Annotated in this window: 24 protein-coding genes, 1 tRNA gene and 1 pseudogene; 10 read left to right on the forward strand and 16 right to left on the reverse strand. The window is 68.2% G+C overall.

Annotated features, from left to right (window positions below; all coding sequences use genetic code 11):
- Window positions 1-40: 40 nt before the first annotated feature.
- The 5 genes from ABT130_RS07495 to ABT130_RS07515 form a co-directional block, all read right to left on the reverse strand.
- On the reverse strand, window positions 41-1,132 hold the full coding sequence (locus tag ABT130_RS07495) for a radical SAM protein (RefSeq protein ID WP_350953672.1): 1,092 nt from the start codon (window positions 1,130-1,132) through the stop codon (window positions 41-43).
- 159 nt (window positions 1,133-1,291) lie between these two features.
- Complete coding sequence (locus tag ABT130_RS07500) at window positions 1,292-1,408, reverse strand: ALQxL family class IV lanthipeptide (protein WP_350953674.1); 117 nt, start codon at window positions 1,406-1,408, stop codon at window positions 1,292-1,294.
- A 126-nt stretch (window positions 1,409-1,534) separates the two neighbouring features.
- Window positions 1,535-3,430 (reverse strand): S9 family peptidase, encoded by a 1,896-nt coding sequence (locus tag ABT130_RS07505; protein ID WP_350953676.1) that lies wholly within the window; start codon window positions 3,428-3,430, stop codon window positions 1,535-1,537.
- Window positions 3,427-6,246, reverse strand: a complete 2,820-nt coding sequence (lanL, locus tag ABT130_RS07510) for a class IV lanthionine synthetase LanL (protein WP_350953678.1) — start codon at window positions 6,244-6,246, stop codon at window positions 3,427-3,429. The genes ABT130_RS07505 and lanL overlap by 4 nt, the downstream gene beginning before the upstream one ends.
- A 256-nt stretch (window positions 6,247-6,502) precedes the next feature.
- Window positions 6,503-6,931 carry an HAD family hydrolase gene (locus ABT130_RS07515; protein WP_350953680.1) on the reverse strand — a complete coding sequence of 143 codons (429 nt, stop codon included), beginning with the start codon at window positions 6,929-6,931 and terminating at the stop codon, window positions 6,503-6,505.
- Window positions 6,932-7,245: 314 nt separating this feature from the next.
- On the opposite strand from ABT130_RS07515, the gene ABT130_RS07520 reads away from it, so the two are divergent.
- Window positions 7,246-8,070 carry a transposase gene (locus tag ABT130_RS07520; protein ID WP_350953682.1) on the forward strand — a complete coding sequence of 275 codons (825 nt, stop codon included), beginning with the start codon at window positions 7,246-7,248 and terminating at the stop codon, window positions 8,068-8,070.
- A gap of 360 nt (window positions 8,071-8,430) precedes the next feature.
- On the opposite strand, the gene ABT130_RS07525 is transcribed toward ABT130_RS07520, so the two are convergent.
- Window positions 8,431-9,474, reverse strand: coding sequence for an NADP-dependent oxidoreductase (locus ABT130_RS07525; protein WP_350953684.1), 1,044 nt, complete (start codon window positions 9,472-9,474; stop codon window positions 8,431-8,433).
- Window position 9,475: 1 nt separating this feature from the next.
- Entirely contained in the window at window positions 9,476-9,745 is a 270-nt protein-coding gene (locus tag ABT130_RS07530; protein WP_350923369.1) for a hypothetical protein, read from the reverse strand.
- A gap of 114 nt (window positions 9,746-9,859) precedes the next feature.
- Here ABT130_RS07530 and ABT130_RS07535 point away from each other — a divergent pair, with 114 nt between their 5' ends.
- The 4 genes from ABT130_RS07535 (at window position 9,860) to ABT130_RS07550 (ending at window position 12,414) form a co-directional block, all read left to right on the forward strand.
- The gene (locus ABT130_RS07535) at window positions 9,860-10,285 is read left to right on the forward strand and encodes a replication initiator (RefSeq protein WP_350953687.1); all 426 of its coding nucleotides are present in this window, start codon (window positions 9,860-9,862) and stop codon (window positions 10,283-10,285) included.
- Window positions 10,282-10,473 carry a helix-turn-helix transcriptional regulator gene (locus tag ABT130_RS07540; RefSeq protein WP_350953689.1) on the forward strand — a complete coding sequence of 64 codons (192 nt, stop codon included), beginning with the start codon at window positions 10,282-10,284 and terminating at the stop codon, window positions 10,471-10,473. The genes ABT130_RS07535 and ABT130_RS07540 overlap by 4 nt, the downstream gene beginning before the upstream one ends.
- Window positions 10,470-11,834 (forward strand): tyrosine-type recombinase/integrase, encoded by a 1,365-nt coding sequence (locus tag ABT130_RS07545; protein ID WP_350953691.1) that lies wholly within the window; start codon window positions 10,470-10,472, stop codon window positions 11,832-11,834. Before ABT130_RS07540 ends, ABT130_RS07545 begins: the two co-directional genes overlap by 4 nt.
- Before the next feature lie 67 nt (window positions 11,835-11,901).
- Complete coding sequence (locus tag ABT130_RS07550) at window positions 11,902-12,414, forward strand: hypothetical protein (protein WP_350953693.1); 513 nt, start codon at window positions 11,902-11,904, stop codon at window positions 12,412-12,414.
- A 205-nt stretch (window positions 12,415-12,619) separates the two neighbouring features.
- Here ABT130_RS07550 and ABT130_RS07555 read toward each other — a convergent pair.
- Window positions 12,620-12,692 (reverse strand) — tRNA-Arg (locus ABT130_RS07555).
- Between the two features lie 1,463 nt (window positions 12,693-14,155).
- On the opposite strand from ABT130_RS07555, the gene ABT130_RS07560 reads away from it, so the two are divergent.
- Window positions 14,156-15,235, forward strand: a complete 1,080-nt coding sequence (locus ABT130_RS07560) for a D-alanyl-D-alanine carboxypeptidase family protein (protein ID WP_350953695.1) — start codon at window positions 14,156-14,158, stop codon at window positions 15,233-15,235.
- Between the two features lie 27 nt (window positions 15,236-15,262).
- Here ABT130_RS07560 and ABT130_RS07565 read toward each other — a convergent pair whose 3' ends face one another.
- Window positions 15,263-15,667, reverse strand: coding sequence for a DUF4265 domain-containing protein (locus ABT130_RS07565; protein ID WP_350953697.1), 405 nt, complete (start codon window positions 15,665-15,667; stop codon window positions 15,263-15,265).
- A gap of 340 nt (window positions 15,668-16,007) precedes the next feature.
- Between ABT130_RS07565 and ABT130_RS07570 the strand changes: the two genes are divergently transcribed.
- Entirely contained in the window at window positions 16,008-16,952 is a 945-nt protein-coding gene (locus ABT130_RS07570) for a polysaccharide deacetylase family protein (RefSeq protein WP_350953699.1), read from the forward strand.
- Between the two features lie 103 nt (window positions 16,953-17,055).
- On the opposite strand, the gene ABT130_RS07575 is transcribed toward ABT130_RS07570, so the two are convergent.
- The 3 genes from ABT130_RS07575 to ABT130_RS07585 form a co-directional block, all read right to left on the reverse strand.
- On the reverse strand, window positions 17,056-17,253 hold the full coding sequence (locus ABT130_RS07575; RefSeq protein WP_350953701.1) for a DUF397 domain-containing protein: 198 nt from the start codon (window positions 17,251-17,253) through the stop codon (window positions 17,056-17,058).
- A gap of 2 nt (window positions 17,254-17,255) precedes the next feature.
- On the reverse strand, window positions 17,256-18,083 hold the full coding sequence (locus ABT130_RS07580) for a helix-turn-helix domain-containing protein (RefSeq protein WP_350953703.1): 828 nt from the start codon (window positions 18,081-18,083) through the stop codon (window positions 17,256-17,258).
- Window positions 18,084-18,583: 500 nt separating this feature from the next.
- Window positions 18,584-18,730 carry a hypothetical protein gene (locus ABT130_RS07585; RefSeq protein WP_350953705.1) on the reverse strand — a complete coding sequence of 49 codons (147 nt, stop codon included), beginning with the start codon at window positions 18,728-18,730 and terminating at the stop codon, window positions 18,584-18,586.
- 178 nt (window positions 18,731-18,908) lie between these two features.
- Between ABT130_RS07585 and ABT130_RS07590 the strand changes: the two genes are divergently transcribed.
- A complete protein-coding gene (locus ABT130_RS07590) occupies window positions 18,909-19,193 on the forward strand; it encodes a hypothetical protein (RefSeq protein WP_350953707.1) in 285 nt (94 codons plus the stop codon).
- Window positions 19,190-19,510, forward strand: coding sequence for a hypothetical protein (locus ABT130_RS07595; protein ID WP_350953709.1), 321 nt, complete (start codon window positions 19,190-19,192; stop codon window positions 19,508-19,510). Before ABT130_RS07590 ends, ABT130_RS07595 begins: the two co-directional genes overlap by 4 nt.
- A gap of 160 nt (window positions 19,511-19,670) precedes the next feature.
- Here the strand turns inward: ABT130_RS07595 and ABT130_RS07600 are convergent, their stop codons facing one another.
- Entirely contained in the window at window positions 19,671-20,279 is a 609-nt protein-coding gene (locus ABT130_RS07600) for an RcpC/CpaB family pilus assembly protein (RefSeq protein ID WP_350953711.1), read from the reverse strand.
- A gap of 132 nt (window positions 20,280-20,411) precedes the next feature.
- Window positions 20,412-21,221: an S-methyl-5'-thioadenosine phosphorylase gene (locus ABT130_RS07605; RefSeq protein WP_350930278.1), complete on the reverse strand. Its 810-nt coding sequence runs from the start codon at window positions 21,219-21,221 to the stop codon at window positions 20,412-20,414.
- Between the two features lie 218 nt (window positions 21,222-21,439).
- Here ABT130_RS07605 and ABT130_RS07610 point away from each other — a divergent pair, with 218 nt between their 5' ends.
- Window positions 21,440-21,580: a hypothetical protein gene (locus ABT130_RS07610; protein ID WP_350953762.1), complete on the forward strand. Its 141-nt coding sequence runs from the start codon at window positions 21,440-21,442 to the stop codon at window positions 21,578-21,580.
- 14 nt (window positions 21,581-21,594) lie between these two features.
- Here ABT130_RS07610 and ABT130_RS07615 read toward each other — a convergent pair.
- Together ABT130_RS07615 and ABT130_RS07620 are read right to left on the reverse strand one after the other, a co-directional pair.
- Window positions 21,595-21,735 (reverse strand): annotated as a pseudogene (locus ABT130_RS07615) (FmdB family zinc ribbon protein); the annotation flags it as partial.
- Window positions 21,736-21,853: 118 nt separating this feature from the next.
- Complete coding sequence (locus ABT130_RS07620; RefSeq protein WP_350953713.1) at window positions 21,854-23,359, reverse strand: potassium/proton antiporter; 1,506 nt, start codon at window positions 23,357-23,359, stop codon at window positions 21,854-21,856.
- Between the last annotated feature and the right edge of the window lie 245 nt (window positions 23,360-23,604).

Below are 23,604 nucleotides of genomic sequence, written 5' to 3' on the forward strand. Positions count from 1 at the left end.
CCTCCCACAGGTAGATCGCGTCCATCTTGGCCGTTCAAAGCTAATGACCAGAGGCAGGGCCGACCATTGACACGATGTGCCTTTGGCCACTCGTCCGTTCGTCCAGGGTGTAGGGCGGGCGGCGGTCGATGCGGCGACGAACCTCGTCAGTGCCGAAGTGGTAGTCGATGCGTCGGGTCGCCATGGCCCAGTCCTCCATCGAGCGGACCGCTGACAGGGCCTCCACGACGAACGGGTCGCTCCATCTTTCCTTGACGCGCTCCCACAGTGTGCCGGCATCATCGGTGATGAGGTTGCCGACGGTGCCCTCGTAAATCGGCATCGCGCGGACCTCGCCGTCCGGCTCCACCTGCAGCATGGGGAAGCCGTGTCGCTTGACGACGTCCGGATGCATCATCAAGACCATGTTGTTCGACGTCATGAGCTGCACCGAGCGGGGCGAGAGGGAACGCAGCCGTTCGACGTTCTCGCGGCTCACCAGCGTGCGCAGTTGGTCGAAGTCCAGCAGCTCGTGTTCGGCGAATCCCTTCCTGCTCGCGAGACCGGACGGCACCGCGGCGGCGAAGGTGAGGAAGCGCAGGTTCGGGAAACGGGGCGCGACCGCGCGGCAGAACTCCTCCAGCTCATGGAGGTTGGACCGCACAACCGCGTAGTCGACCCCGAACTCGACCGGGTCGGCACCGCGCGCCACGCGCTCCCCGGAGACGTCGTCCAGGATGGCCAGCGTGCGCATCGCCCGCTCGAACGAACCGCCCCGTCCGCGGATCCGGTCGTGCACCCCGGCGCTCGCCCCGTCGACGCTCACGGTGATCCGGGCGAAGACCTGGGACGCCTCTTCGGCCCACCGGCGGTCGAATGTCCATCCGCCGGTGTAGAGGTTGGCCGCCACCCCTGCTCCGCTGATCCGCTCGGCGACCTCCAGGAGGTCTCTGACCAGCAGCGGCTCGCCACCGGCGAACTCCACCGCCTGAGGGCGCAGAGAGACGATCGCGTCGGCGGCCCTGAGCATCTCGTCACGGTTCAGCTGCCGGGCCGGGCGTCTGCCGGACTCGGAGTAGCAGTGCACGCAGCGCAGCGGGCAGGCGTAGGTGATGTCCCAGATGACGTCGCTGGGCCCCTGTGGGGTGCTCATGGCACGGTCCTTTCCTCGTTGCCTGACGCGGCGTTTCTCTCTTCGCGAGGGTCGATCAACGGTGGTCCCGTTCCGGGACGCTCGTCGTCCCGGAACGGGACCACCTCCAGCGCTCAGCCCCGGTCAGGGCCGAGCACGCTGGTCACGACGGCCGCGTCGTCAGGAGGTGAAGGTGGCGTAGCAGGTCCAGTCGCAGCCCCAGGTGATGACACATGGGTAGAGCTCCGACTCCTGGGCGGCGGGCAGCATGTCCAGGGCGTCGATGTTGAGTTCCATGATGATTTCCTTTCGTTAACCGTTGTGCCGCTCGCTTCGAACGGCCTGTCCACCGGCCCCATCGACAACGATGAGGCCGGAGCCTGTGGGCCCGCGCGCCGCGGAGAGCGGCGCCCCGGGCTCCTGCTAGGCGGGCACGGACGTCCCCTCTTGCAGGAGTTCGAGTGGGCCGGCGGTCGGTGCGGCCCTTTCGCTCAGGAAGTCGATGAGACGGTCGGCGACCAGGTGTCCCTCGCTGGAGACCAGCGGGTCGTGGTCGGATCCGGGGATTTCCAGGTAGACCGGTGCCACCGGGTGGGCGGCCGTCAGCAGTCGGCTGTGCAGCCGCCGGGAGTGGGCGACCGGGATGATCGGGTCCTGCTCACCGTGCATGATCATGATCGGCTGCCGCATGCGATCCGCCAGCCGGGCCAGGTCGCGCGGGCCGAGCGCATCTTCGAGCTCCATCCGACCGCCAAGGCGATCGAGCAGCGTGCGTACGCTGGGCGGCCCGTCCCGGTACAGCTCTCGGCCGGACAGGAAGGGGGCGATGACGGCGGCTCGGGCCCACAGGTCCGGCTCCGCGGCGACGGCCAGCAGAGCCAGGTAGGCACCGTAGCTGATGCCGTACAGCATGGGCCGCTGCCGGCCCGGACCACGGGCGTCGGCCAGCGCGCGCCCCAGATGAAGGGTGTCCGCAAGGTCCGGGCCGCCCCACGCGCCACGGATGGCGTCGCGGTGCGCGGCGCCGTAGCCGGTGCTCCCTCGTTGATTGGGTGCGACCACCGCCATGCCCGCCGCGGCCATCCGCTGGAACAACGGCTCGAAACCGAAGTGCCAGGCGGCCTCCGGGCCACCGTGCAACGCCAGGACCACCCGCTCGCTCGCCACCGGATCGCCGTACACGATGGCCTCCACGGGCCCGGCCGGGCCTGGGTAGTCCACCGTTCGCGCGGATATCCAGCGTCCCGGGTGCTCCTCGGCGGTGGCCCGTACCCGGGACCGGAGCGGATCGGGCAGGGTGACCACGCCGAGTGGGCGGTCCGGCGTGGTGTGCAGCAGGTGCAGTCCGCCGGCGGTCCAGCGGGCCGTGTGCTGCAACGTCCCGGCCGGCAGTTCTGCCTCGACGGTGGTGTCCGCCACGAGATCATGCAGCAGCAGGTGGGAGCGGCTGCGACGGGTGACCGACAGGGCCAGGTGCCGTCCGCCGGGATCCAGGGCCAGTGGTGTGACGGTGCCCTCGATGTGGTTCAGCCGCTCGGGGAACACCGTCGGCGCCGGGTCGTCGCGGTGCCGGACGCCGAGACGGAACGTGCCGTCCCGCCGTGCCGCGGTGAGGAGCACTCCGGTGCGCGGCGCGGCCATGAGCAGGTGCTCGCCGTCCGCCACTCCTTCGAGCGGCGCCGAGAGACCGGTGGCGAGGTCGAGGACGAACGTGCCACCTGTTCCCGGCTCGGGACGGGCCAGCGCGAGACGCCGGCCGTTCGTGTCGAGCCAGACTCCGCCGCCGACCGCGCCGGTCAGCTCGGCGACCGGCTCAAGAGGTTCGGCATGCCCAGACACCTGCCACACCTTGGTGCGTCGGCCCTCGCCCCTCTCGAACAGCAGGGCGGCGGTGTCCGGCGCGATGCCGCCGATGAGCCCGAGCCCCGTGCCGCGAGTGGCGAGCAGTTCGTGCTCCTCGGCCGCCGCGCCGTCCGTTCCGGGGACGGCGAGCAGCAGCCGCGTGTACTCCTTGCCGTGGCGGCAGAGCAGCACACCGACGTCGTCGGCCGGAAGCGGGAACGGAAGCGGGAAGGTCCAGGAGTCCTCGCCGTCCCTGGTGGGCACCAGGGACGGCCGTGGCGCGGGACCGGTGAGGTCCCACAGTTCCGGCATGAGCCGGGCGCGGCCATGGGCGGCCAGGCAGGCGGCATACTCCCCGGTGGCGGAGAACCTGAAGTTGATCCGTCGGAGCTCCGCGGGCAGGCCGGCGGTGGTCATCTGGGTCGTCGGGGGCGCCGGGGGCGCCGGGGGCGCCGGGGGCGTCGGCAGGGGGCTCATGACGCCCTCCCGACGGCGGCCGCGAATGCCTCGTGAGCGGAGGCCGTACCGATCGCGGCGTCGGCCATCCACGGGCGGGGCCCACCGTGGCGCAGCCGCCACAGGAAGGCGAGCACGCCGGCCAGACCGGTGTTCCAGCCGAACGTCACCTCGAGGCCGTTCTCATCGGGCACCACGAGCAGCCCGTCGCGCATGGTGGCGCGCGCCCACAACATGGCCGCGAGTTCCTCGGCCTGCTCGCGGTAGACCGGCTCGCCGGTCAGATCCGCCATGTCCAGCAAGAACTGCCCGTCCCCGGCCAGTCCGTGACAGGCCGCGGTGCCGGAGCGCAGCCGGTGGCCGTGCACGGCGACGGCGGCGGCCCGCGCCACCTCCAGCGCGCGCCGGTCACCGGTGGCCGCGTGCAGGCGTACCAGGAACGTCCCTATCCCCGAGGATCCGTTGCACCAGTGGGGCAGCTTCGCCCCGCCGCGCGGGCCCTCCGCCCACAAGGCCGCCGCGCCTTGGTAGTCGGCCGCGTCCATCAGGGTACGACCGGCGGCGGCGGCCATTTCCAGGCAGTCCTCGCGTCCGAGCGCGATGCCGGCCGCCAGCAGGTACGCGGCGATGCCGGCGACGCCGTGGGCGAACCCGTAGTGCACCACTCCCGCCAGCGCGGAGTCGAAATCCCGCGGGATGGGCCACAGCACCGTGTCGGGGGTACGCTGCGCGACCTTGAGCAGTTCGTCAGCGCATCCGCTCGCCCGGTCGCGGAGCCTCCTGTCACCGGTGGCGTTCCACAGGTGCACCAGCGCCATCCCCGTCCCGGCCAGGCCATGGCAGATGTCGGGGTTCGGCCAGCTGACCGGCAGTTCGAGGGCGAGGCCGAGACCCGCCGAGCGCACATCGTGGTCGTCGAGCGCCCTGCCCACCTCATGCAGGGCCCAGGCCATGCCGGCCCGGCCGAAATACAGCCCCGGTGACGGGCGATGCTCACCCGCGAGACGGCCGATCATCCAGTCGGCGCCGTCGCGCAGACCCGTCGTCAGCCGGGCGCGCAGCTCCTGCGGCAGGGGCGCGGCATCGGGCCCCACCACGGAGGCCATCAGGTGGAGCACGCCGGCCGCGCCATACTGGACGCCACACGGATCGGCGCTGACGCCGTACCCGGCGCCGACGGGCCACAGCCGCGCTTCCGGTCCCGTCCCGCCGTCCGGGGACCCTGAGGACATGCTCCGCCAGGTGTAGGCCAGGCCGTCGTGCAGCAACCGGTCCTGCTCGGCGGTGCCGAGTCGGCGGCCGCCTCTCGCCACGGTGGGCGACTCCGGACTGGTGTCCAGGCCGGACAGGAATGCGCGGACTCTGGCGAGATCCCACCGCCGGGCGGGATCCTCCACCATCAGACCCAAGATCATGGGAGCCAGCTCAGCGGCCAGGGGATTGCCTGAGGCGGCTACCTCGACCAGCGTCCGGACCCGGGAGTCCCACGATCTGGCCTGCTCTCCCTCGTCGGGCGGCAACATCGGCTGGCATGCGGTCACCAGGTAGAACACGGTCGCGCCCAGCGCGTACAGGTCCACTTCGACGCTGGGGCAGGGCCCATGGGCGGGGGCCCGTTCCTGCTCCGGGGGCGCGTAGCCACGGGTGCGGGCCCGCCCGACCGGTGTGCCGGGCATCGCCGCGGTTTCCAGGTCGATCAGCCGACCGTCGCCGTCCTCGGTGACGATGATGTTGTTCGGGGTCAGATCGCGCACGACATAGCCCTGCTCGTGGACCGTCGCGACCAAGTCGACGAGCCGCCCCACCAGGCGCAGCACTGTTTCGCGCCGGCGCGGGCCGGGGCCTTCGGTGCTGCGCTCGCCCGCCCAGGCGGTGAGCACGGTCCCCTCGACACGCTCCTGCACCAGGAACAGGCTGTCGTCCTTGTCGAAAAGCGCCACCCTGCGCGCAGTGATGCCGAGCGGCCCGAACAGGCCGAGCATCCGCCACTCGTGACGTAAGTTGTCACGCTCGTCACGTCCGCTCATTTTGGCGCCCATATGCGGCCGGGCCTGCTTGACGACCACGGTCCCGCCGGTGTCACGGTCCTCGGCCAGGAAGACCCCGCCCTTGGCGCTGTGCCGGACGGCCTGACGCACCACGAACCGGTCGGCGAGCAGTACGGCCTCCGGCGCGGCCGACCGGACTGGAGCTTCGCCCGACTCGAAGGGGCAGGACGCCCACGGCGGTGGTGAGTACCAGGCGTTGCGCTTGTCGGTCACCAGCGTGCCGTCGGGTGCTGTCAGCCGGGAGGCGTAGGAGCCATCGTTGTCCAGCACGAGGGGTGCGGAGAACACCCCATAGCGGTAGTGGACCAGGCTGCCCGGCTTGTAGACGCGATCGGACAGGATGCGCGGCCCGGGCAGGCCCATGGTGGCCTCGTGCAGTTCCTCGGCGATCGCGGTCGCCGCCCGGTCGTCGGACGGATAGACGGTGACGAACTTGCCCACCGCTCCGCGGTCCTGCTCCCTGGACACCAGGTCGGACAGTTCGGCCAGCGTCGCCGCGAACTTGAAGGGGCAGCGGCGCCGCGCCAGCACCTCCACCACGCGGGCGAGCACCACGGGAGCCGACAGCGGCGTCGCCGAGACGTGCAGCTTCCAGCCCTGCGCCTGGCGCGCCACGCCCACCGGTGTCACGTACATCCACGGCCTGCGGCTATGGAACTCCCAAGTGGCGGCGCCGTCCTCACCGTCCACCGCCGCGAGGTCCGCTCGCGCCAAGGCCGCTCTGGCGATGTCCTCCAGCACGTGTCGATCGATGTCGACCTCGTTCTCACGCACCTTGCGCTCGTTCATGCCGTACCCCCGCATGCGTCAACCCCTGGCGAAACCGCCGGACGATCAGCAGGGGACGGAGATCAGCGTGAATATGCCGCCCCACCGCAGATATCGACAGGAACGCCCCCGATGTCTGACCGGCTTCAGGTATAGGTACGGCGACTTGGAGTTGTCTTGGAACTTAATGGCGGCCGACGGCACGTTGTTCTGAGAGCGCGTAGGCGTCGACAGCGTCGGCCAGTCCCGTCCGCTGGATTTGGAGTTGTCTTGGAACTTAATGGCGGCCGACGGCACGTTGTTCTGAGAGCGCGTAGGCGTCGACAGCGTCGGCCAGTCCCGCCCGCTGGATTTTGCCGAGCTGGTTGTCCGCCGTCCCGTTGGTAACGATCCCGACCAGCCATCCCGCAGTACGCAGCTCGGACAGTCCTGCCAGCACCTCCGGGCGGCAGTAGACGAGGTACGGCATGCGCCCGCGGTAGCCGGCCCACAGCTCCTCGACTGGATCAGGAAGGGCGAAGCGTTCGCGAACCCTGGCGAAGAACGCCTCGCGGTGGGGGAGACCTTTATGATCCAGAGCGATCAGCCAATCAACCGCCTCGCGTCCCAAGCTCCGCTTCTCGGCGAACTCCTCAGCCCAGATCCGGAACGCGCCGTCGAGGTCTATAAGGGTGTTGTCCAGGTCGAAGAGCGCCAGTCGCTGCACGATGCTTGATCCTGGGCGGGGACGGCTCCGCGCTGCCGATCCGCGTCCCGGCCGCTTTCCGGATCTGTGGGATCACCCGGCGCTGGTTCGCTCCGACGAGGTACGACCTGCGGAAACGCGTCAAGATCCATCCCACGTATATCCCACAGCCGCTGACATGCGGCTGCCTACGCTGGCACACGGCTGCACAGAGCTGGATGGCGATCGGAAAGACATACCCAGGTCAAGGGCATGATCGCTGGTCAAGAGAGTGCCCCCGGCATGATTCGAACATGCGACACCCGCTTTAGGACGCGCAGATCAAACTGAGCGTGGTGGCCTCCGACATCTTCGGCGTCTCCGGCCGCGCCATGATGGCCGCCCTGATCCGCGGAGAGCGCAGCCCTACCGCGCTGGCACAGCTGGCGCGCTCCAGCCTGCGCGGCAAGATTCCCGCGTTGGAGGAGGCCTTCACCGGCCGATTCTCCGACCACCACGCGTTTTTGCTGGCCACTATGCTGGCCCGGGTAGACGGCATCAACGCCGACATCGCCGCCCTGGACCAGCAGATCACTCAGCAGATCGCACCCTTCGCCGCGGCGGTCGAGCGACTGGATGAGATTCCCGGGATCGGACTGACCGCCGCGCACGCGATCATCGCCGAGATCGGCCTGGACATGAGCCGGTTTCCCACCGCCGCGCATCTGACCTCCTGGGCGAAGTTCGCGCCGGGAGTCAAGGAGTCGGCCGGCAAGCGTAAGGGGAAGAACGCCACCGGGCACGGCAACCGCTACCTGGCCCGCACTCGGGGCGAAGCCGCGGTCGTGGTCGGCCGGACCGACACCTTCCTCGGTGAGCGCTACCGGCGGATCGTCCGGCGCAAGGGCAAGAAGCGGGCCATCGTTGCGGTCGGCCGTTCCATCCTGGTCATCATCTGGCACCTGCTATCCGACCCCGATGCGCACTTCATCGATCTCGGCGCCGACTTCTACGCCCGGCGCACCAACCCCGACCATAAGAAGCGCAACCACGTCCGCGAGCTCGAAGCCCTCGGCTCTACCGCGTCACCCTCGACCCCGCCGCCTGACCAGTACGGCCCGCACGACCCCGTTACGCACCACCACATGAGGTTCGCTACCGCGTGCCTGGCGAATGTTTGATTTTCGGATCAGGAGAGCGGTAACTGTGTGGTCGGCTTATTCCGGTTGACCTGCACGAATGCTTAGCACAGGCAGCATCGCTTGCAAGATCATCCCGTACCTGTCCCGTAGTCGGCCGCCGGGTCAGTCCTTATGAGTGTGTCTCATATAGACACCACGCTACTGACCGGCCTCCACCTCACTACGCGGCATTGGATCGCGTAGCGACGTCGTAGGCGCCCTTGACCCACCAAGGTGCGGACAGCTGTGCGACCCGCTACCGAGGTTGATGTTCTCGATAGCGGACCACGCCTCGACTATCTCCTACCCACCGAAGCGGAGCACTTCATAGCCCTTTAAAGAGGCCTCCCAAGCGACGTCTCAATCTGCTACCCGCACAAGTAGCTTGCCCAAGTTTGCGCCGCTGAACAGCTGGTGGAGAGCGTGCGGGGCAGCTTCAATGCCGCCGTCGACGATTGTCTCGTCGTAGTGGAGCTTACCTTCGCCGAGCAGCCCAGCGAGGTATGTGATCGCCTCTTCGAAGCGGTGGGCCCAGTCAAGTACAAGGAAGCCCTTGATCGTCGCCCGCTGCATGATCAGCTGGACTATGTTGGTGAGACTTCCAGTGTGTTCGCCGCCCTTGTTATAGCTGTTGTACTCGGAAATCATTCCGCACAGGGAAACCCGGGCACCGATGTTGAGCCGCATCAAAATGTGATCCATGACCGGCCCGCCAACGTTCTCGAAATCGACATCGATCCCATCCGGTGTGGCGGCGTCGAGCTGTGCACGCCAGTCAGCGGCGTGGTGGTCGATGCAGGCGTCATAGCCGAGAACCTTGACGGCGTGTTGGCACTTGATGGGACTGCCAGCAATGCCAATCACCCGTCCCGCCCCTTTCTGCCTTGCGATCTGACCGGCAATCGAGCCGACCGCACCGCAGGCGGCAGAGATGACGATTGTCTCTCCCTCTTTCAACTCGGCCAAGTCGATCCCGAGATAGGCCGAGATGCCGGTGTGGCCGAGGACGCCGAGAAAGGCCGACTCGGGTGCCGGCAGTGGGGTCGGCAGGACAGTAAGCGGCGCCTCCAGCTGTGAGTCGTCGGCAAGGACCAGTTCCTGCCAACCGGTGAAGCCGCTGACAGTGGCCCCGACCGGCATGTCTTCGCGCCTGGATGCAACTACTTCGCCGACGCCGAAGCCACGCATCACTGCGCCGATCGGGACCGGAGGTTCGTAGCTACGCATATCGCTCATCCAGACGCGGGAGGTTGGGTCGAGCGAGAGAAGCTTGGTGCGGACCAAGGCCTGACCGTCGGCCAGCTCCGGTACCTGCTCTTCAACCAGTTCGAGGTCACCGTCGGTGAGTTGCCCAACGGGTCGGCGTCGTAGGCGGTAGGCCCGGTTGATGCGGTTGCCAGTCATACTAGACACCTACATTCTCGGCCGTCGGTGCGGCGTTGATGCCAGCCTTCGACGCGGTAATTTCGGATATGTTCGCAGCGCCGCCGGTACCGAAAGCTTCCAGTTCGCTGGGTGCGAGGCAGATGATCGCCTGAGCAGCCTCCAGGTCCGGTACGTCCTCCAGCGGGCCACTCCGCCGCGCGGTCACCCGTTCGACGTCCAACACCTGCCGCACCAACGGCGTCCCCAGGAAGCCTTGCTGCGCAGAGAGCAGAAAGTCGCTCGGCTTCATGGCGTCAGACTACGACGCCACCCGACATCTCCAAGGCGTTTTTCGGTCACATCTCGTGGAGTGACATCGTCACGGTGTTGGCGATCACGGCCTGGGGGTCAAAGCGCGTGGGCGGTGCTGGTCGCGACCGGCCGAAGAGCCGCAGCGCGACCAGCGACCGCCCACGCGGCGAGACGCCGCAGGCGGATCGCCTTTAACCTCCGCGAACACTCCCGGCGCCTCATCGCCGAGTGCCTGCGCCTCGGCGCCCTCGATGAACTGGCCGATCTCCGGCTGATCCAGTGGGCACACATGCTCGGGTTCCGCGGCCACTTCTCAACCCGCTCCCGCCACTACTCCACCACCCTTGGCGACATCCGGGCCGACCGCACCGCCTACGCCCGCGACGAGGCGATCACCACCGGCCGACTGCCCCTCGTCATCGCCGAATGGGAGTACGCCGGAAAGGGCTACTCACTCGGTGACGCCCTCCTCGCCGCCGCACTGACCGGCACGGCCTTATCCGCCTCGCCGACGAGCGGTGGAGGTGACGTCCGATGAGTCGGCGTGACGAGCTGCTGACCGTTCCCCAGGTGCTCGACGAACTGGGCGGGCTCTCGCGCCGGACGTTCTATCGCTGGCGCGAACTCGGTCACGCGCCCAAATGCATCAAGCTGCCCAACGGAGAGATCCGCGTCTGGCGGAGCGACTTCGCGGCCTGGCTGGATACCCTGCGGGAGGTGGCGTGAGCACCTCCTATGAGGTCAAGATCTGGGACCTCCACCGAAAACTCTCGGGCAAGACTCCGTCCTACGTTGTCCGCTGGAAGGTGGGCGCCAAGGAGAAGTCCAAGACGTTCAAGACCAAGGCACTTGCCGAGAGCTTCCTCTCCGACCTGAGGCAAGCGACGAAGAAGGGGGAGCCCTTCGATCTCGCCTCGGGCCTTCCCATGTCGATGGCCAAGCCCGTCGATTCGGGCCTTACCTTCTTCGACTTCGCCCGGTCGTACATGGCAGCCCGATGGGTGCACTCAGCGGCCCGGACGCGCGAGACGATGACGTATGCCCTGCTGTCTCTCGTTCCGGTGCTCGCCAAGGACCTGCGGGGCAGGCCGGATGACTATGAACTCCGGGCGGTACTGCGAGATTACGCCTTCCTGCCCAATAAGCGGCGTGGAGAACTGCGGCCGGAGTACAAGGCGGCGTTCGCCTGGCTGGAAGCGGCGTCCCTGCCCCTCGCCGACCTACTGGAACCGGCCGTGATCCGCTCGGCTCTCGACGCGATCGCCCTCCGCTTCGATGGCGAACCGGCGGCGGCCAACACGGTACGGCGTAAGCGGGCCGTGCTCCATCACATGATGGAATCCGCGGTGGAACTCAAGCAACTGTCCGCCAACCCGCTGCACGCAGTGAAGTGGAAGCCCCCGAAAGCCACTGGGACCGTCGATCCTCGAACGGTGGTCAACCCAGAACAGGTGCGGGCACTGCTCGACGCAGTGAAACAAGTGGGCTGGACGCGTGGTCCCCGGATGGTGGCCATGTTCGCCTGCATGTACTACGCGGCGCTCCGCCCTGAAGAGGCCTCGGGGCTGTGCCGACAGAACTGTGATCTTCCCGCTCAAGGCTGGGGCCTGATCACCCTGGAGAAGGCGCGTCCGCAGGCGAACAAGCGGTGGACGAACACGGGGGAGACCCACGACGAACGTGGTCTCAAGCACTGGGCCAAGGACGATACCAGGGAGATCCCAATCCCTCCCGTCCTCGTCGAGACCCTCCGTGAACACATCCAGGCGTACGGTGCGGAGAAGGACGGCAGGCTTTTCCGCACGAGCAAGGGGCGCCCGTTCTCCTCCTCGGCCTACTCCAGCGTCTGGCAGGAGGCTCGCAGACTGGCCTTCACCGCCGAACAGGTCACCTCACCGCTGGCGGCGCGGCCGTATGACCTGCGGCACGCGGCGGTCTCTCTGTGGCTTAACGCGGGCGTTCCGCCGACCGAGGTCGCCCAGCGTGCCGGGCACGGTGTGGACGTGCTCCTTCGCGTCTACGCCAAGTGCATCGAGGGGCAGCGAGCGCGTGCCAACGGGCAGATCACCAAAGCCCTGGAGGTATAAATTCGCCTTCGCCGGAACGGAAGGGAGCAGCCGAATCGGTGGGTTCGGCTGCCCTTACTGTTGAGACGTGCAAGAGACACTCACGTATCAAGACCAGACATTCATCAATTTTCGTGAGTTCGACTTCGAGGGGCATGCGTTCCGCTGGGTCGACATCAAGCGTTTCGTCCTTTACCGGCCGGATACCGACGATGCCCACTTGCTTGCGGAGCTGATCGGCCATGAGCAGTACCGGGACGACTACGCCGGAGGGGGAGTCGAGACCGACGGGCTCCGCCATGGTCCCTACTGGCTGCGGAACCTGAGCCCGGCCGCATACGTGCACATTGACGAGGTGAGCGCGAACGCTATTTTGCGCGGTTGGGCGGAACAGTTCGATCCCCTACCTGCGGAGCTGTCTGCCCGGCTGGAGAACGAGATTCACTCGCTAGTCGCAGAAGCCACGGAGAGGTACCGACTGAAGGATCTCGGCCGTGAGGCATTTCACGATTGGGGCGGGGTCCACATCGACTTTCATGAGCTGGTTCTCATCGATCGCGCCGCAGGGACCTTGTCGCTCCTGGTTGCCGCCGACGACTGAGATGAGGGGCTCAGCCAGCCTCCCGCTCTGACGGTCTGAGGCATTCTCGCCCCGCGTGACCTGGCCGAACAGTCTAAAGATCATCCCGTGAATAGACCGTGACCAGTGAGTCGGGGCTGCTCTCGATGGCCTACGGCTGCACACGGCGCATGCTATGCCAGGGAAGAACTCCCAGGTCACACGGCAAACCGCAAGGTCAACTAGGTGCCCCCGGCATGATTCGAACATGCGACACCCGCTTTAGGAGAGCGGTGCTCTATCCCCTGAGCTACGGAGGCAGGGGCTCCTAGTAAGAGTAGCGAAAGTGGCGAGTGGTTGCGCGCTTGGAGGGGGTGTTCGGGGCGGACTTCGGGTTATCGGTTCGCTGAGCTGGAGTAAAAGGGCGGCAAGTGGGCGGGTGTGCGAGGTTGGGCGGGGTTAGCGTCACGCCCCGTGATTGACAGGAGACGGAAGCGTATCCGTGGGCGCCGGGCGCTGCGGCCGGCGGTGCTGTGTGGCGCGATGCTGGCGCCCGCGCTTCTGGCCGGGGGGTTGCTGGTGGCCGAGCTCACGGGCTACGAGGCGGCCATCCGGATGGCTGATGCCGGTACGGGGCCTGAGGTGTCCGGGGAGGCGGGGGGCGAGGGGCGCGGGGGGCGGCAGGGATCTCGGGAAGGCGCCTGGAATGGTGCGATGTCCCGACCAGGGAGTGGTGGTGAGGCGTCTCGGGTGGGAGCTGGGAGCGGTGCGGAGTCTTGGATGAGGGCTGGGGATGGCCTGGGGCTCCGGGCGGGGGAGGGCGTGGGGCTGAACGGGGGAGTCCCGGAGAAGGGCGCGGGGCTGCTGAGTGGGGGAGTGCCGGGAGAGGACGCTGGACTGCTGGATGGGGAAGTGCCGAGAGAAGGCGTGGGGTTGCTGAGCAAGGAAGTGCCGAGGGAAGGCGTGGGGTTGTTGAGCAAGGAAGTGGCGAAGGAGGAGGCGGGGTTGCTGGACGGGGGGGTGGCGAGGGAAGGCGTGGGGTTGCTGAGCAAAAGAGTCGCGAGGGAGGAGGCGGGGTTGCTGGGTGAGGGAGTGGGGCTGTTGGGTGAGGGGGCGGCGGGGGACGTGGTGGCGGTGGTGCCGGTCGCGGTTGGGGCGGTGCGGAGCGGGGTGTTCGGGCCGAGGTTGCTGCCTCCGCCCTTGCGACCGGAGCGGGTGTACGGGGGGTGGATGCCGGTCGCCGCGAAATCGGACGTGGGCCGCTCGGCGAGTGGGGGCGGCAGGCTCGGTGGGACGGGCGAACTGGGTGGGTTGAACCAACCGGGCCAACGCGGCTACCTGAATCAACCGGGCCAACCTGGATACCTGAACCAACCAGGCCAACCGGGTCGATCAAGTCAATCGGGCCAACTCGGTCAACTGAACCAACTGGGGCAGTCAGGTCAAACAGGCCAGCCGGGCAGCATGGACGAGGCGGATGTGGTCGTGCCCGTGAGGGTCCCCAGAGGCCCCAGGGGGCCGCGGAGGGCCGCGTTGCGGCCGCCTGTGGAGCCTGAGCCCCGGGAGGAGCGGGAGCCCTGGGACGGCTGCCCGGTGGAGTGGCGGGGGACGTGGCTCTGGGAGGTCTGTGAGGAGCACGCGCGGCAAGAAGTCTGACTTGTCTGGTCGCAAAAAGGGGTGTTCGGCGCATAACGGCTGTGGAGGTCTGGCCCGGGTAGTTGGCCAGCTGTAGTAGCGTGCGTGCCTGACCCAGGTCACGAGTTCGCAAACGGAGGGGTCGAACGTGCCACCTCGTCGATCAGCGGGTCTGATCGCCGTCGTCGCGACGATGCTTTCCCTCCTGCCGGGGGCCGCTGTCGCGCAGCGGGTGCCGGCGGAGGTTCAGGCCGTTGTCGTCGCCGATCCGGTGAATCTCACAGAGCTGCGTCGCGAGGCGGAGAAGGCGACAAAGGACCTTGAGGCCGCGACCAAGGCGCTGGAGCAGCGGCGGACCCAGATCCGTGACTCGGAAAAGAAGCTCACCGCCAAGCTGAGGGAGCTGCAGGCGGCCGAGAGGGCTTTCGAGCAGGTACGGCAGCCGCTCTCGGACCTGGTCGGGCTCCTCTACCAGCAGCCCCTTGGTGGGGACGTGGCTGGTTTCCTGTCCGGCGAGTCCAACACGAACACCCTGCGGGCCATGGCCGGTGTCACCCAGCTCGTTGCCGAGCAGGACCTGATCCTCAAGGACAGCAGCCGCCTGCAGCTGGAGCGGGAGCGGCTGGCGGGCGAGGCGCAGGAGCTCCGGGCGACCAACCTCCTCGCGGAGGCGCAGATGGGCGCCGAGATCGAGACGCTCAGGGCGCGCTCGCAGAAGATCGTGCAGTCCCTGACCAAGGCGCTGGTGAAGCTGGGCGTCAAGATCAACAAGAATGGGCAGCCGGCGGCCGGGTGTGACCCGACCAGGGCGACCTCGATGGGCGACTTTCCCAACGGGCTCATCCCGCAGGCGTACCTCTGCCCGCTCCAGCAACCGGGCAACCAGCTGCGCGGTGACGCCGCGCTCGCGTTCATCAGCCTCAACGAGGCGTACAAGCGGCGGTTCGGCAAGCCCATGTGCGTGACCGACAGCTACCGGAGCCTGGCCGAGCAGCAGTCGGTCTACTACCGCCGCCCCGGCTTCGCCGCGGTTCCCGGACGGAGCAACCACGGCCTAGGGCTCGCGGTCGACCTGTGCGGGGGCGTCGAGCGCTTCCGCTCGGCCGAGTTCAACTGGGTGGAGGCCAACGGCAAGAGGTTCGGCTGGATCCACCCCCAGTGGGCCTACGTCAGTCCTTTCGAACCCTGGCACTGGGAGTACGACCCCAAGCTCGGTTCCCTGCTGTAGGGGCTCCTGGCAGAACGGTCCGCGGCCCTAGAAGTCGATCTCCCAGAAGAGCGCGCCTGCTTCTTGCGGGCCCGTGAGGATCTCCACCAGTGGACCCGGGTCAGTATTGGGAGGCAGGTCGACGGAGAGATAGGTGCCGTGCAGCCACTCGTGGGCCAGGCCGGATACCACGACTTTGCCGTGCAGCAGGTCGTGGAGGTGATCACGGTGAGGGTGCTGCTGGACCAGGGCGGCGCGCAGGGTACGGTGGCCCGACTTCTCGACCACGGCGGAGACCAGATGCTGTTCGTCGATGGTCACGATGTCGCGGTGGCAGATGCCGTAGGTGAAGAACGGCAGGCAGGCGATCTCGAATCTGTCCGGTGCCAGCCGGCGGGTCCACAACTGTTCACGCCAGCCGTCCTGCCGGTCGGAGAGATTTGCATGGATCATGTAGTTACTGGGTCCACGGCCGATCGGGTTGTCGTGCGTGATGATGGTGATGATGCGCCTCCCCGTGAGAGCTGTCGATGCGGCCATGCTGCAGCAATCGACGCCAGCAGACAGGGGCGCAGCCCAAGCTGAGCAGGGCTTCGTGGATATCATCACGGATCTCTGGAGCACTTCGCCGTCGAGCGGGAGCTGCTCAAGCCGCTGCCGGACGAACCGTTCGAGCGAGGTCTGACCGCTGTCACCGAAGATTGATGGCCAGTAGGCGGCGGGGTGGCGCGGAGACCTTCTGAGGCGGGTAATTCCCGTGCGCGACCTCTTGTCGGCGGTTCACACTTCGGGCATGGATGGATATGCCGTCGAGCCCGCCGCACCCTTGGTGCGGTCGAGCGAACTGCTGGGATTCCCTCCCGACGCCCGGGTGCTCATCGTCAACTGCGACGACTTCGGGATGTACGACGCGATCAACGTCGCGGTGATCGACTCGATCGAGCAGGGGATCGCCAGTTCGTGCAGCCTGATGGTGCCGTGTCCATCGGCGCCGCACGCCATGCGTCTGCTTCGCAGGCGGCCGGAGATCCCGTTCGGGATCCACCTCACGCTGGTCTGCGACACGGCCCACTACCGGTGGGGGCCGCTGACCGCGAAGGAGAAAGTGCCCTCACTGCTCGACGACTCGGGCGAACTGTTCATATCCACACCCGCGGGGCGTTCCGAGTTCCTCGCCCAGGCCCGTCTCGACGAGGTAGAGCTTGAGTTCCGCGCACAGATCAACGCCGTGGCCGACGCCGGGCTCACACCAACGCATCTGGACTTCCACTGCCTGGCCGACGGCGGACGCGACGACATCCTCGACCTGACCGTGGCGCTGGCCGCGGAGTACGGTCTGGCGGTGCGGGTCTGGCTCGAACCCGGACGTCAGAAGATGCGACAGCGGGGCCTGCCGGTCACCGACAACGAGTTCCTGGACAGCTTTTCCCTCAGCATCGAGGGCAAACCGGCCCGATACGCCCATCTGCTACGCGAACTGCCGGCCGGGCTCAGCGAATGGGCGGTGCATCCCAGTGTCGGCCGCGAGGAGTCGCAGGCGATCGACAGCGGCTGGCGCGTACGCCGAACCGACTACGAGTTCCTGACCTCGCCGAAGGCTCACGAACTCCTCCACCAGGAGGGCATCGCCGTGATCGACTACCGGACCATCCAACGGGCATGGTCCAGCGCCCCCGGTAGATCGGCAGTACGCCTTCCCGCTCAACGACGGTCGGTGCTGGACAGCCGGCCGTCGTAGGCACTCAAGCTTCTCCGGCCGCATTGAGCCGCAGGCGCCTACCTCCATAGCCTGTTAACCGTCCTCATCCGGCACCGCCGGACGAGGAGGTCCTGCGGTGGTCTCAGATTTCTCCCGTACGGATGCCCGCGAGGAAGTCGTTCCAGGTTGCCGGGGAGAAGGTGAGCACGGGGCCCGACGGGTCCTTGCTGTCGCGGACGGCGACGAGGCCCGGCAGGTTCGTGGCCACTTCCACGCACGCATCCCCGCTGTTGCTGTAGCTGGACTTACGGAACTCGGCACCTGGCAGATCGGAGGACATGGCTACTCCTTCATGACCGCAGCGATCATCGCTTGTGATTCGTCAGGGGCAAGTGCTGTGCTACAAATGCGCTCAAAAGACACTTTATAGCGCGTTACATGCTCAGGGTTCTCGACATATACGTCTCCAGCCGTACCTGCCACGTAGGCGACATCGTCGGCCGGGTCGGCGTATTCCAGGAGGATGAACGCGCCGTCCATGCCCGCGTGGACACCAATCCCGAAGGGCAGCACTTGGATGACCACATTGGGGCGCCGGGCGGCGACGACCAGAGCCCGCAACTGCTCGTGCATCACTTCCGGGCCGCCGATCGGTCGGTGAAGCACCGCCTCATCCAGCACGGCATGCAGCGTAGGCGGGTTCGGCCGCCCGAGTAGCGTCTTTCGCGCCATCCTGGCCATCACTCGACGATGCACCTGATCGGCATCGTCGTTTCCGAGCCCCGCGCCTATGATCTCGCGGGCATAATCCTCGGTCTGCAGCAGGCCGGGAATGAGTTGAACGCCCCATTCCTTGATGAGCGATGCCTCATCCTCCAGCCCGACGTACGACCCAGCGAACACATCGCTGTAGGCGGTCCACCAGCCTTGGCGAACACCGTCCCGTACGAGTTGAAGCAGTGCGGCTCGGACAGGTTCGGCGACGTTGTAGACATCGCAGATCTCCGTCACGTCCTGTTCCGTGGCCTTGGCTGCGCCTGTCTCCAGTCGGTTGAGCCTGCTCTTTGACCAGGAAAGGCGCTGGGCGGCCTCGGTGGTCTTCCAGCCGACGGCGTCTCGGAGGTTGCGGATCTCCCGGGCCAGTCGGCGTTGGCGAACGGTGTTCTGCATGGGGACAGTTTGCCCCAGGCCAGATCCTCTTTCCCACTTCACGCAACGCCATCTTGGGATTTCCCTTGCTGTTCTGGGATTTCCCATCCATCATTGAGCTGTCTCACTGGAGTGGTGCAGATCACTAAGGCGTCATCGACCCAGTCATGGTTCCCGTGAACGAGCCCGCTCGGCGCTGCACGCGACCGGACGAGCCCTCGACCAGGAAGCGAGCTCCGACCCGTGAACAACCCTGGTGCTCCGGTTCTCGACCGGACCATGGCGAACGGCTGCGACTGCTTCGTCAATGAGCCGCCAATGCCGATGGGGTGTGCCACCTGCGGGCATGCCCCCTATGCGCACGGCTGCCCAGACCGGTCCGCCGATCATGAGTACGCGCAGCCCTCCGGCGCTCTGATGGCCACGCGGCTGGAGGCCCGGCGTACCGGGGACCGCTCCTTGCCCTGCTTCGAGTCGTCCGCGCTCACGGCCCCGGCCGAAGTGATCCCGCTGGTACCCGCTCAGCGGTCTGCCGAGCAGGCCCCGGCCGCCGAGCCCGCCGTACCGGTATCGCCGCCCCGGCGGGTGCCCTGCCGCCGTCGCCAGGCGCCCCTGGCCAGGTCCGCCCGCACCAGACCGCCCCAGCCCGGGGGCAGGTATCGCTGCATACCCCGTCCCGGGCGAACGGCCGCCTGCGCTCTGCGTCGCGTAGCGGTCGCCCCGTCTTCGTACCGGCCGCCCGGCCCGTACGGCGTACCCCTCCATGTCCTGCACCGCCCCATGAAGCGGGCCCGTCCTCCGCTACCAACGTCCGGACGGGCCCTTGATCGGATGGAGGTCCAATCAGTGGACGATGTTAGTTCCAGCACCCCAGAGTCGACCATCCCCGGTTGGCGGCTGATCCTCAGTGACGCCGGACGGCTGTGGGCCAGCAGGGAGGAGCCCTTCTCCCTGGCCGCGTTCCATGCCGGAGCCGAACGGACCATCGACGCCGACACCCTCGACACGCTCCGGGCCGAGACCGACCGGCAGGAGGCCATCGCCAAGGAGGCCAATGCCCAGGTGGCTGCCGTCACGGAGACCCCCGCCGGGGAAACGCAGGAGCAGGCCACCGGGCAGGTGATCTCATGATCCGGCGACGGCCCGCCCGCCCGCGTGGACGCCACCGCGACGGCCAGGCCGCCCCTCCCGTGCCGCACTACACCTGGGACCACGAAGCCCGCGCCGAAGCCGCGATGCTGGAGATCACCTGGCCCGGCTGGGCCGTGCTCTACGGCACCGGCAGTCGCCTCTTCCACGCCATCGCCACCTGGCCCACCCCAGAACCGCTGCTCCTCTGCGACCGCACCGTCGACGGCCTCAAGGCGCAGATGCGCGAGGCCGAGATGACCGCGCTCCTGCACCGCTGGGCGCTCACCTCCACCTCGGCCACTATCGGCCACTTCTGAGCAGGCACGGCGGCCCTCCCTTCCCCGGCCCAGGCCGCCGTGCCGTTATCCAACGCGCCCGTACGGCGCGTGACGCGGGCGGGGGGCTCATCCAGCCCGCCCGCGTCCGCCAGGCAGGAGCACCTGATGACCAACGGCGCTGGGAGCACGCTCCTGGGAATCACCTCGTGCGGGCGCCGATCGTGATGGAGAGCCGTCCGCCCGCCTGGGCGGAGGCCAGTTCGGTCGCCTGGGCCGAGGTGGTGGCCAGTACGACGAGGGCGCCTCGCTCGGACTTCTCGTCCGGGGTGGCCAGGACCGTGACGTCCTCGGCCACGGTCGCCGCGGGGGCGGTGCCGTCCCAGGTCGAGGTGGCGGCGGCGAGCACGTCCACCACGTCACCCGGCGAGAGCAGGCGCGCGGTCTCGGGGTCGGCGACGCGGACCGGGGTGGCGACCGTTCCGGGGCCGTGGGCGGCCAGCAGGCCGGGACCGAGCAGGCGGACGTCGGTCAGCGGCTCCCCGCGCCGCGCGGGACCGGCCAGGATCTTTCCGGCGAACGGCGTGCCGGGTCTCAGCGCGCCGTCGGGGACGGTGTCGGGCCTCAGGGCCGCGGGTGTCAGGTCGGTCCCCTGCAGCACGCCGCCGGGGAGATCCCTGGCGGCGGTCAGGACGATCACCGAGGCGGTGTCCGGGCGCAGGGCCAGCAGGGCGCATCCCATCGCCAGGGCGGCGACGAGGGCGGCGAGCAGGCGGTGACGGCGGCCGAGGAGGCGGCGCAGGGCGCGCATGGCTGACTCCATGGATGGGAGCCGGGCGGCGCGGTGCCCGTGACGGGATGCCCCGCCGGATGGCGGGACGGGGACGACTGCCGGCGATCCCACGGAATCGGTGATCGCCCGGCGATGTCTCAGGAGGTGGGCTCAGTCGGGGAGGTCGAAGGGGAGCTTCAGGCCGTCGAGGGCGGTGGGGCAGGGGCAGGTGCGGTCTTCGGGGAGGGCGGTGACGACGTCGCCGATCAGGGAGCGCATCCGGGTGACGTTGGTGGCGAAGAAGGCGAGGACCTCCTCGTGGGTGACCCCCTCACCCGCCTCGACCCCGGCGTCGTGGTCGGTGACGAGGGAGATCGAGGTGTAGCAGAGGGCCAGCTCGCGGGCGAGGATGGCCTCGGGGAAGCCGGTCATGCCGACGATCGACCAGCCGTTGCCGCTGAACCAGCGGGACTCCGCGCGGGTCGAGAAGCGCGGGCCCTGAATGACCACGAGGGTGCCGCCGTCGGACACCTCCCAGTCGGAGGAACGCGCGCTGGAGACCGCCGCCTCGCGGCCCGAGGGGCAGTAGGGGTCGGCGAAGGCGACATGGACGACGCCGCCCTCGTCGTAGTAGGTCTGTACGCGGCCGGCGGTGCGGTCGATGAGCTGGTCGGGGACGACCAGGGCGCCGGGGCCGATCTCGGGGCGCAGCGAGCCGACCGCGCTGGGGGCGAGGACCTGGCGCACGCCGAGGGAGCGCAGTGCCCACAGGTTCGCCCGGTAGGGGATGAGGTGCGGCGGGAAGCGATGGTCGCGGCCGTGGCGGGGCACGAAGGCGACCGAGCGCGATCCGATGCGGCCGACGGTGACGACGTCGCTCGGTGGCCCGTACGGGGTGGTGATCTCGACCTCTGTGGCGTCGTCGAGCAACGAGTAGAAGCCCGAGCCGCCGATGACTCCGATGTCCGCGCGAGTGCCCATGGCGCCGAGATTAGCGCCACGGCAGGGTACTTGAGGAGCCCGGGGGACTGCCTGTGGATAACCTCCTGCGGGAGTCCACACGGCGGCCTGTGGATACCGGGCGCCGAGATGAGCGCTCTGGACCGGGCCCCCGATGGCAGCCCTGGCGTCCCTGGGCCTCTCGGCGGCCGGGAGCCTAGGACGCCGCGGGGGCCGGACTGCTCGCCACCTTCGCCGGCTTGGCGTCGGACTTCGAGTCCGACGAGGTCGACGAGGTCGAGGAGCTCGACGAGTCGGACGACTTCGACGAGCCGGACGAGTCCGAGGAGGTCGACGAGCTCACCGTGCTGGACGAGGACGACCGGCTGTCGGTCCGGTAGAAGCCCGAACCCTTGAAGACGATGCCGACCGCGGAGAACACCTTGCGCAGGTCACCCGCGCAGCTCGGGCACTCGGTGAGAGCGTCGTCGGAGAACTTCTGGACGATTTCGAACTGGTGGTTACAGGCACTGCAGGCGTACTGGTAGGTGGGCACGCGCTCCTCCTCGTATGGTCCGCGCCGATTGGCACTCTAGTGGCGCGACTGCTAATGGTACGCAGCCGACAAGCTTAAACGCGAGTTGGCGTCTTCGCATTCCGAAGGGAGATCTCGATCAGACGCCACGCTCGCCGTACCAGCCCGCGAGTTTGCCCTTGCGGCTGATCGCCCGCATCCGGCGCTCGACGCTGTCCCGGCAGGCGGCCGTCGTCACGACCAGGAGCTGGTCCTCGACCTTGATCCTGGTGGAGTCGGTGGGGACGAACGTCCGGCCCTCCCTGACGATCAGCGTCACCTGGGCGTCGCGGGGCAGTCGCAGCTCGAAGATCTCCACGCCCTGCAGCTTGGACGTCGGCGGCACCTTGACCTGGAGCAGGTCGGCGTTGAGTTCCTCCAGCGGCGCCGACTCGACCTCCAGGTCGCGGGCCTCGTCGGGGGTGGACAGCCCGAGGAGTTTCGCCACGAACGGCAGGGTCGGCCCCTGCAGCAGCGTGTAGACGACGACGATCACGAAGACCTCGTTGAACACGAGCTTGGCCGTGCCGTTCTCGATGGAGGTGGCGGCCCAGGGGATGGTCGCGAGCACGATGGGCACCGCGCCGCGCAACCCGGCCCACGACAGGAACGCCTGTTCCCGCCAGCTGAGCCTGGCGATGCCCGTCAGACGGGTCAGGAAGGCGGAAACCATGATCGACAGAGGGCGGGCCACCGCGACCAGGATCAGCCCGGCGACCAGGCCGGGTACGACCGCGGTCGGCATCTCCGAAGGGCTGACCAGTATCCCGAGCATGACGAACAGGCCGATCTGGGCCAGCCAGGCCACGCCCTCGGCGAAACCTCGCGAGGACGCGCGGTGCGGCATCCGGGAGTTGCCCATGACCAGCGTCGCGAGATAGATCGCCAGGAAGCCGCTGCCGTGCAGCAACACGGCTCCCGCGTAGGCGACGAACGCGAGGGCCAGCACCGCGATGGGATACAGGCCGGAGACGGGGAGCGCGATGCGGCGCAGCGCGTAGATGCCGAGCGGGGCGACCGCCAGGCCGATGGCCGCGCCCACCACCAGCTCGAAGAGCACGTCGAACAGCGCGACCCCGAGGCTGGGCGAGGTGGCGGTGCTCAGCAGCATCACCGCGATCACCGTGGGCGCGTCGTTGAAACCCGACTCGGCCTCCAGGATGCCCGCGAGGCGCGGCGGCAGGGGCAGGCGGCGTAGCACGGAGAAGACGGCGGCGGCGTCGGTGGAGGCGAGGATCGCGCCGAGCAGCAGCGCGGTCCGCCAGTCCAGGTCGAGGATCAGGTGCACCGAGACCGCGACAGCCGCGATGCTCACCCCCACGCCGACGGTGGCGAGCACCAGGGCGGTGGGAATGGCTCCCTTGACGTGGCTCCAGGTGGTGGTCAGGCCACCCTCGGCCAGGATGATCGCCAGCGCGATCAGGCCTATCTGCTGGGCGAACTCCGGGTTCTCGAACTGCAGCCCGAGCCCGGACTCACCGAGGAGTACTCCGAAGCCCAGGAAGATCAGAAGGCTGGGCAGTCCGCTCCAGTGGGCGACACGTACGGCGACGACGGCCGCGATGACGACTCCGGCCCCGAGAAGCAGCCAGACGTCCAGCCCCATCTGGTCCCCTCTCTGTCTGTGGGGACCATTGTGTCGCATTCGAAAAGGGCGTCACACACGCCCCACGCGCACAGCGGGTCACGGCCCGGGTGCACACCGGGCCCGGGACAGGCGGTGATTGTGTGTTCACGATGCCGACTCCGGTGACTCACCGTGGTCGGGCACATGTTCCCGGCGCCGGTTGTGGAGATCTCCGGGCCGGTCGTGTGCCTGGGGCGTTGGTGTCGGGAGGTCTCCGGAGTGGT

Source organism: Streptosporangium sp. NPDC001681 (assembly GCF_040298085.1).
GTDB lineage: Bacteria > Actinomycetota > Actinomycetes > Streptosporangiales > Streptosporangiaceae > Streptosporangium.

Coding starts and splice junctions, on each gene's coding strand:
- ABT130_RS07495 (WP_350953672.1), bottom strand. CDS start 1,132: ATGAGCACCCCACAGGGGCCCAGCGACGTCATCTGGGACATCACCTAC.
- ABT130_RS07500 (WP_350953674.1), bottom strand. CDS start 1,408: ATGGAACTCAACATCGACGCCCTGGACATGCTGCCCGCCGCCCAGGAG.
- ABT130_RS07505 (WP_350953676.1), bottom strand. CDS start 3,430: ATGAGCCCCCTGCCGACGCCCCCGGCGCCCCCGGCGCCCCCGGCGCCC.
- lanL (WP_350953678.1), bottom strand. CDS start 6,246: ATGAACGAGCGCAAGGTGCGTGAGAACGAGGTCGACATCGATCGACAC.
- ABT130_RS07525 (WP_350953684.1), bottom strand. CDS start 9,474: ATGACTGGCAACCGCATCAACCGGGCCTACCGCCTACGACGCCGACCC.
- ABT130_RS07530 (WP_350923369.1), bottom strand. CDS start 9,745: ATGAAGCCGAGCGACTTTCTGCTCTCTGCGCAGCAAGGCTTCCTGGGG.
- ABT130_RS07540 (WP_350953689.1), top strand. CDS start 10,282: ATGAGTCGGCGTGACGAGCTGCTGACCGTTCCCCAGGTGCTCGACGAA.
- ABT130_RS07565 (WP_350953697.1), bottom strand. CDS start 15,667: ATGATCCATGCAAATCTCTCCGACCGGCAGGACGGCTGGCGTGAACAG.
- ABT130_RS07570 (WP_350953699.1), top strand. CDS start 16,008: ATGGATGGATATGCCGTCGAGCCCGCCGCACCCTTGGTGCGGTCGAGC.
- ABT130_RS07575 (WP_350953701.1), bottom strand. CDS start 17,253: ATGTCCTCCGATCTGCCAGGTGCCGAGTTCCGTAAGTCCAGCTACAGC.
- ABT130_RS07580 (WP_350953703.1), bottom strand. CDS start 18,083: ATGCAGAACACCGTTCGCCAACGCCGACTGGCCCGGGAGATCCGCAAC.
- ABT130_RS07585 (WP_350953705.1), bottom strand. CDS start 18,730: ATGCAGCGATACCTGCCCCCGGGCTGGGGCGGTCTGGTGCGGGCGGAC.
- ABT130_RS07595 (WP_350953709.1), top strand. CDS start 19,190: ATGATCCGGCGACGGCCCGCCCGCCCGCGTGGACGCCACCGCGACGGC.
- ABT130_RS07600 (WP_350953711.1), bottom strand. CDS start 20,279: ATGCGCGCCCTGCGCCGCCTCCTCGGCCGCCGTCACCGCCTGCTCGCC.
- ABT130_RS07605 (WP_350930278.1), bottom strand. CDS start 21,221: ATGGGCACTCGCGCGGACATCGGAGTCATCGGCGGCTCGGGCTTCTAC.
- ABT130_RS07620 (WP_350953713.1), bottom strand. CDS start 23,359: ATGGGGCTGGACGTCTGGCTGCTTCTCGGGGCCGGAGTCGTCATCGCG.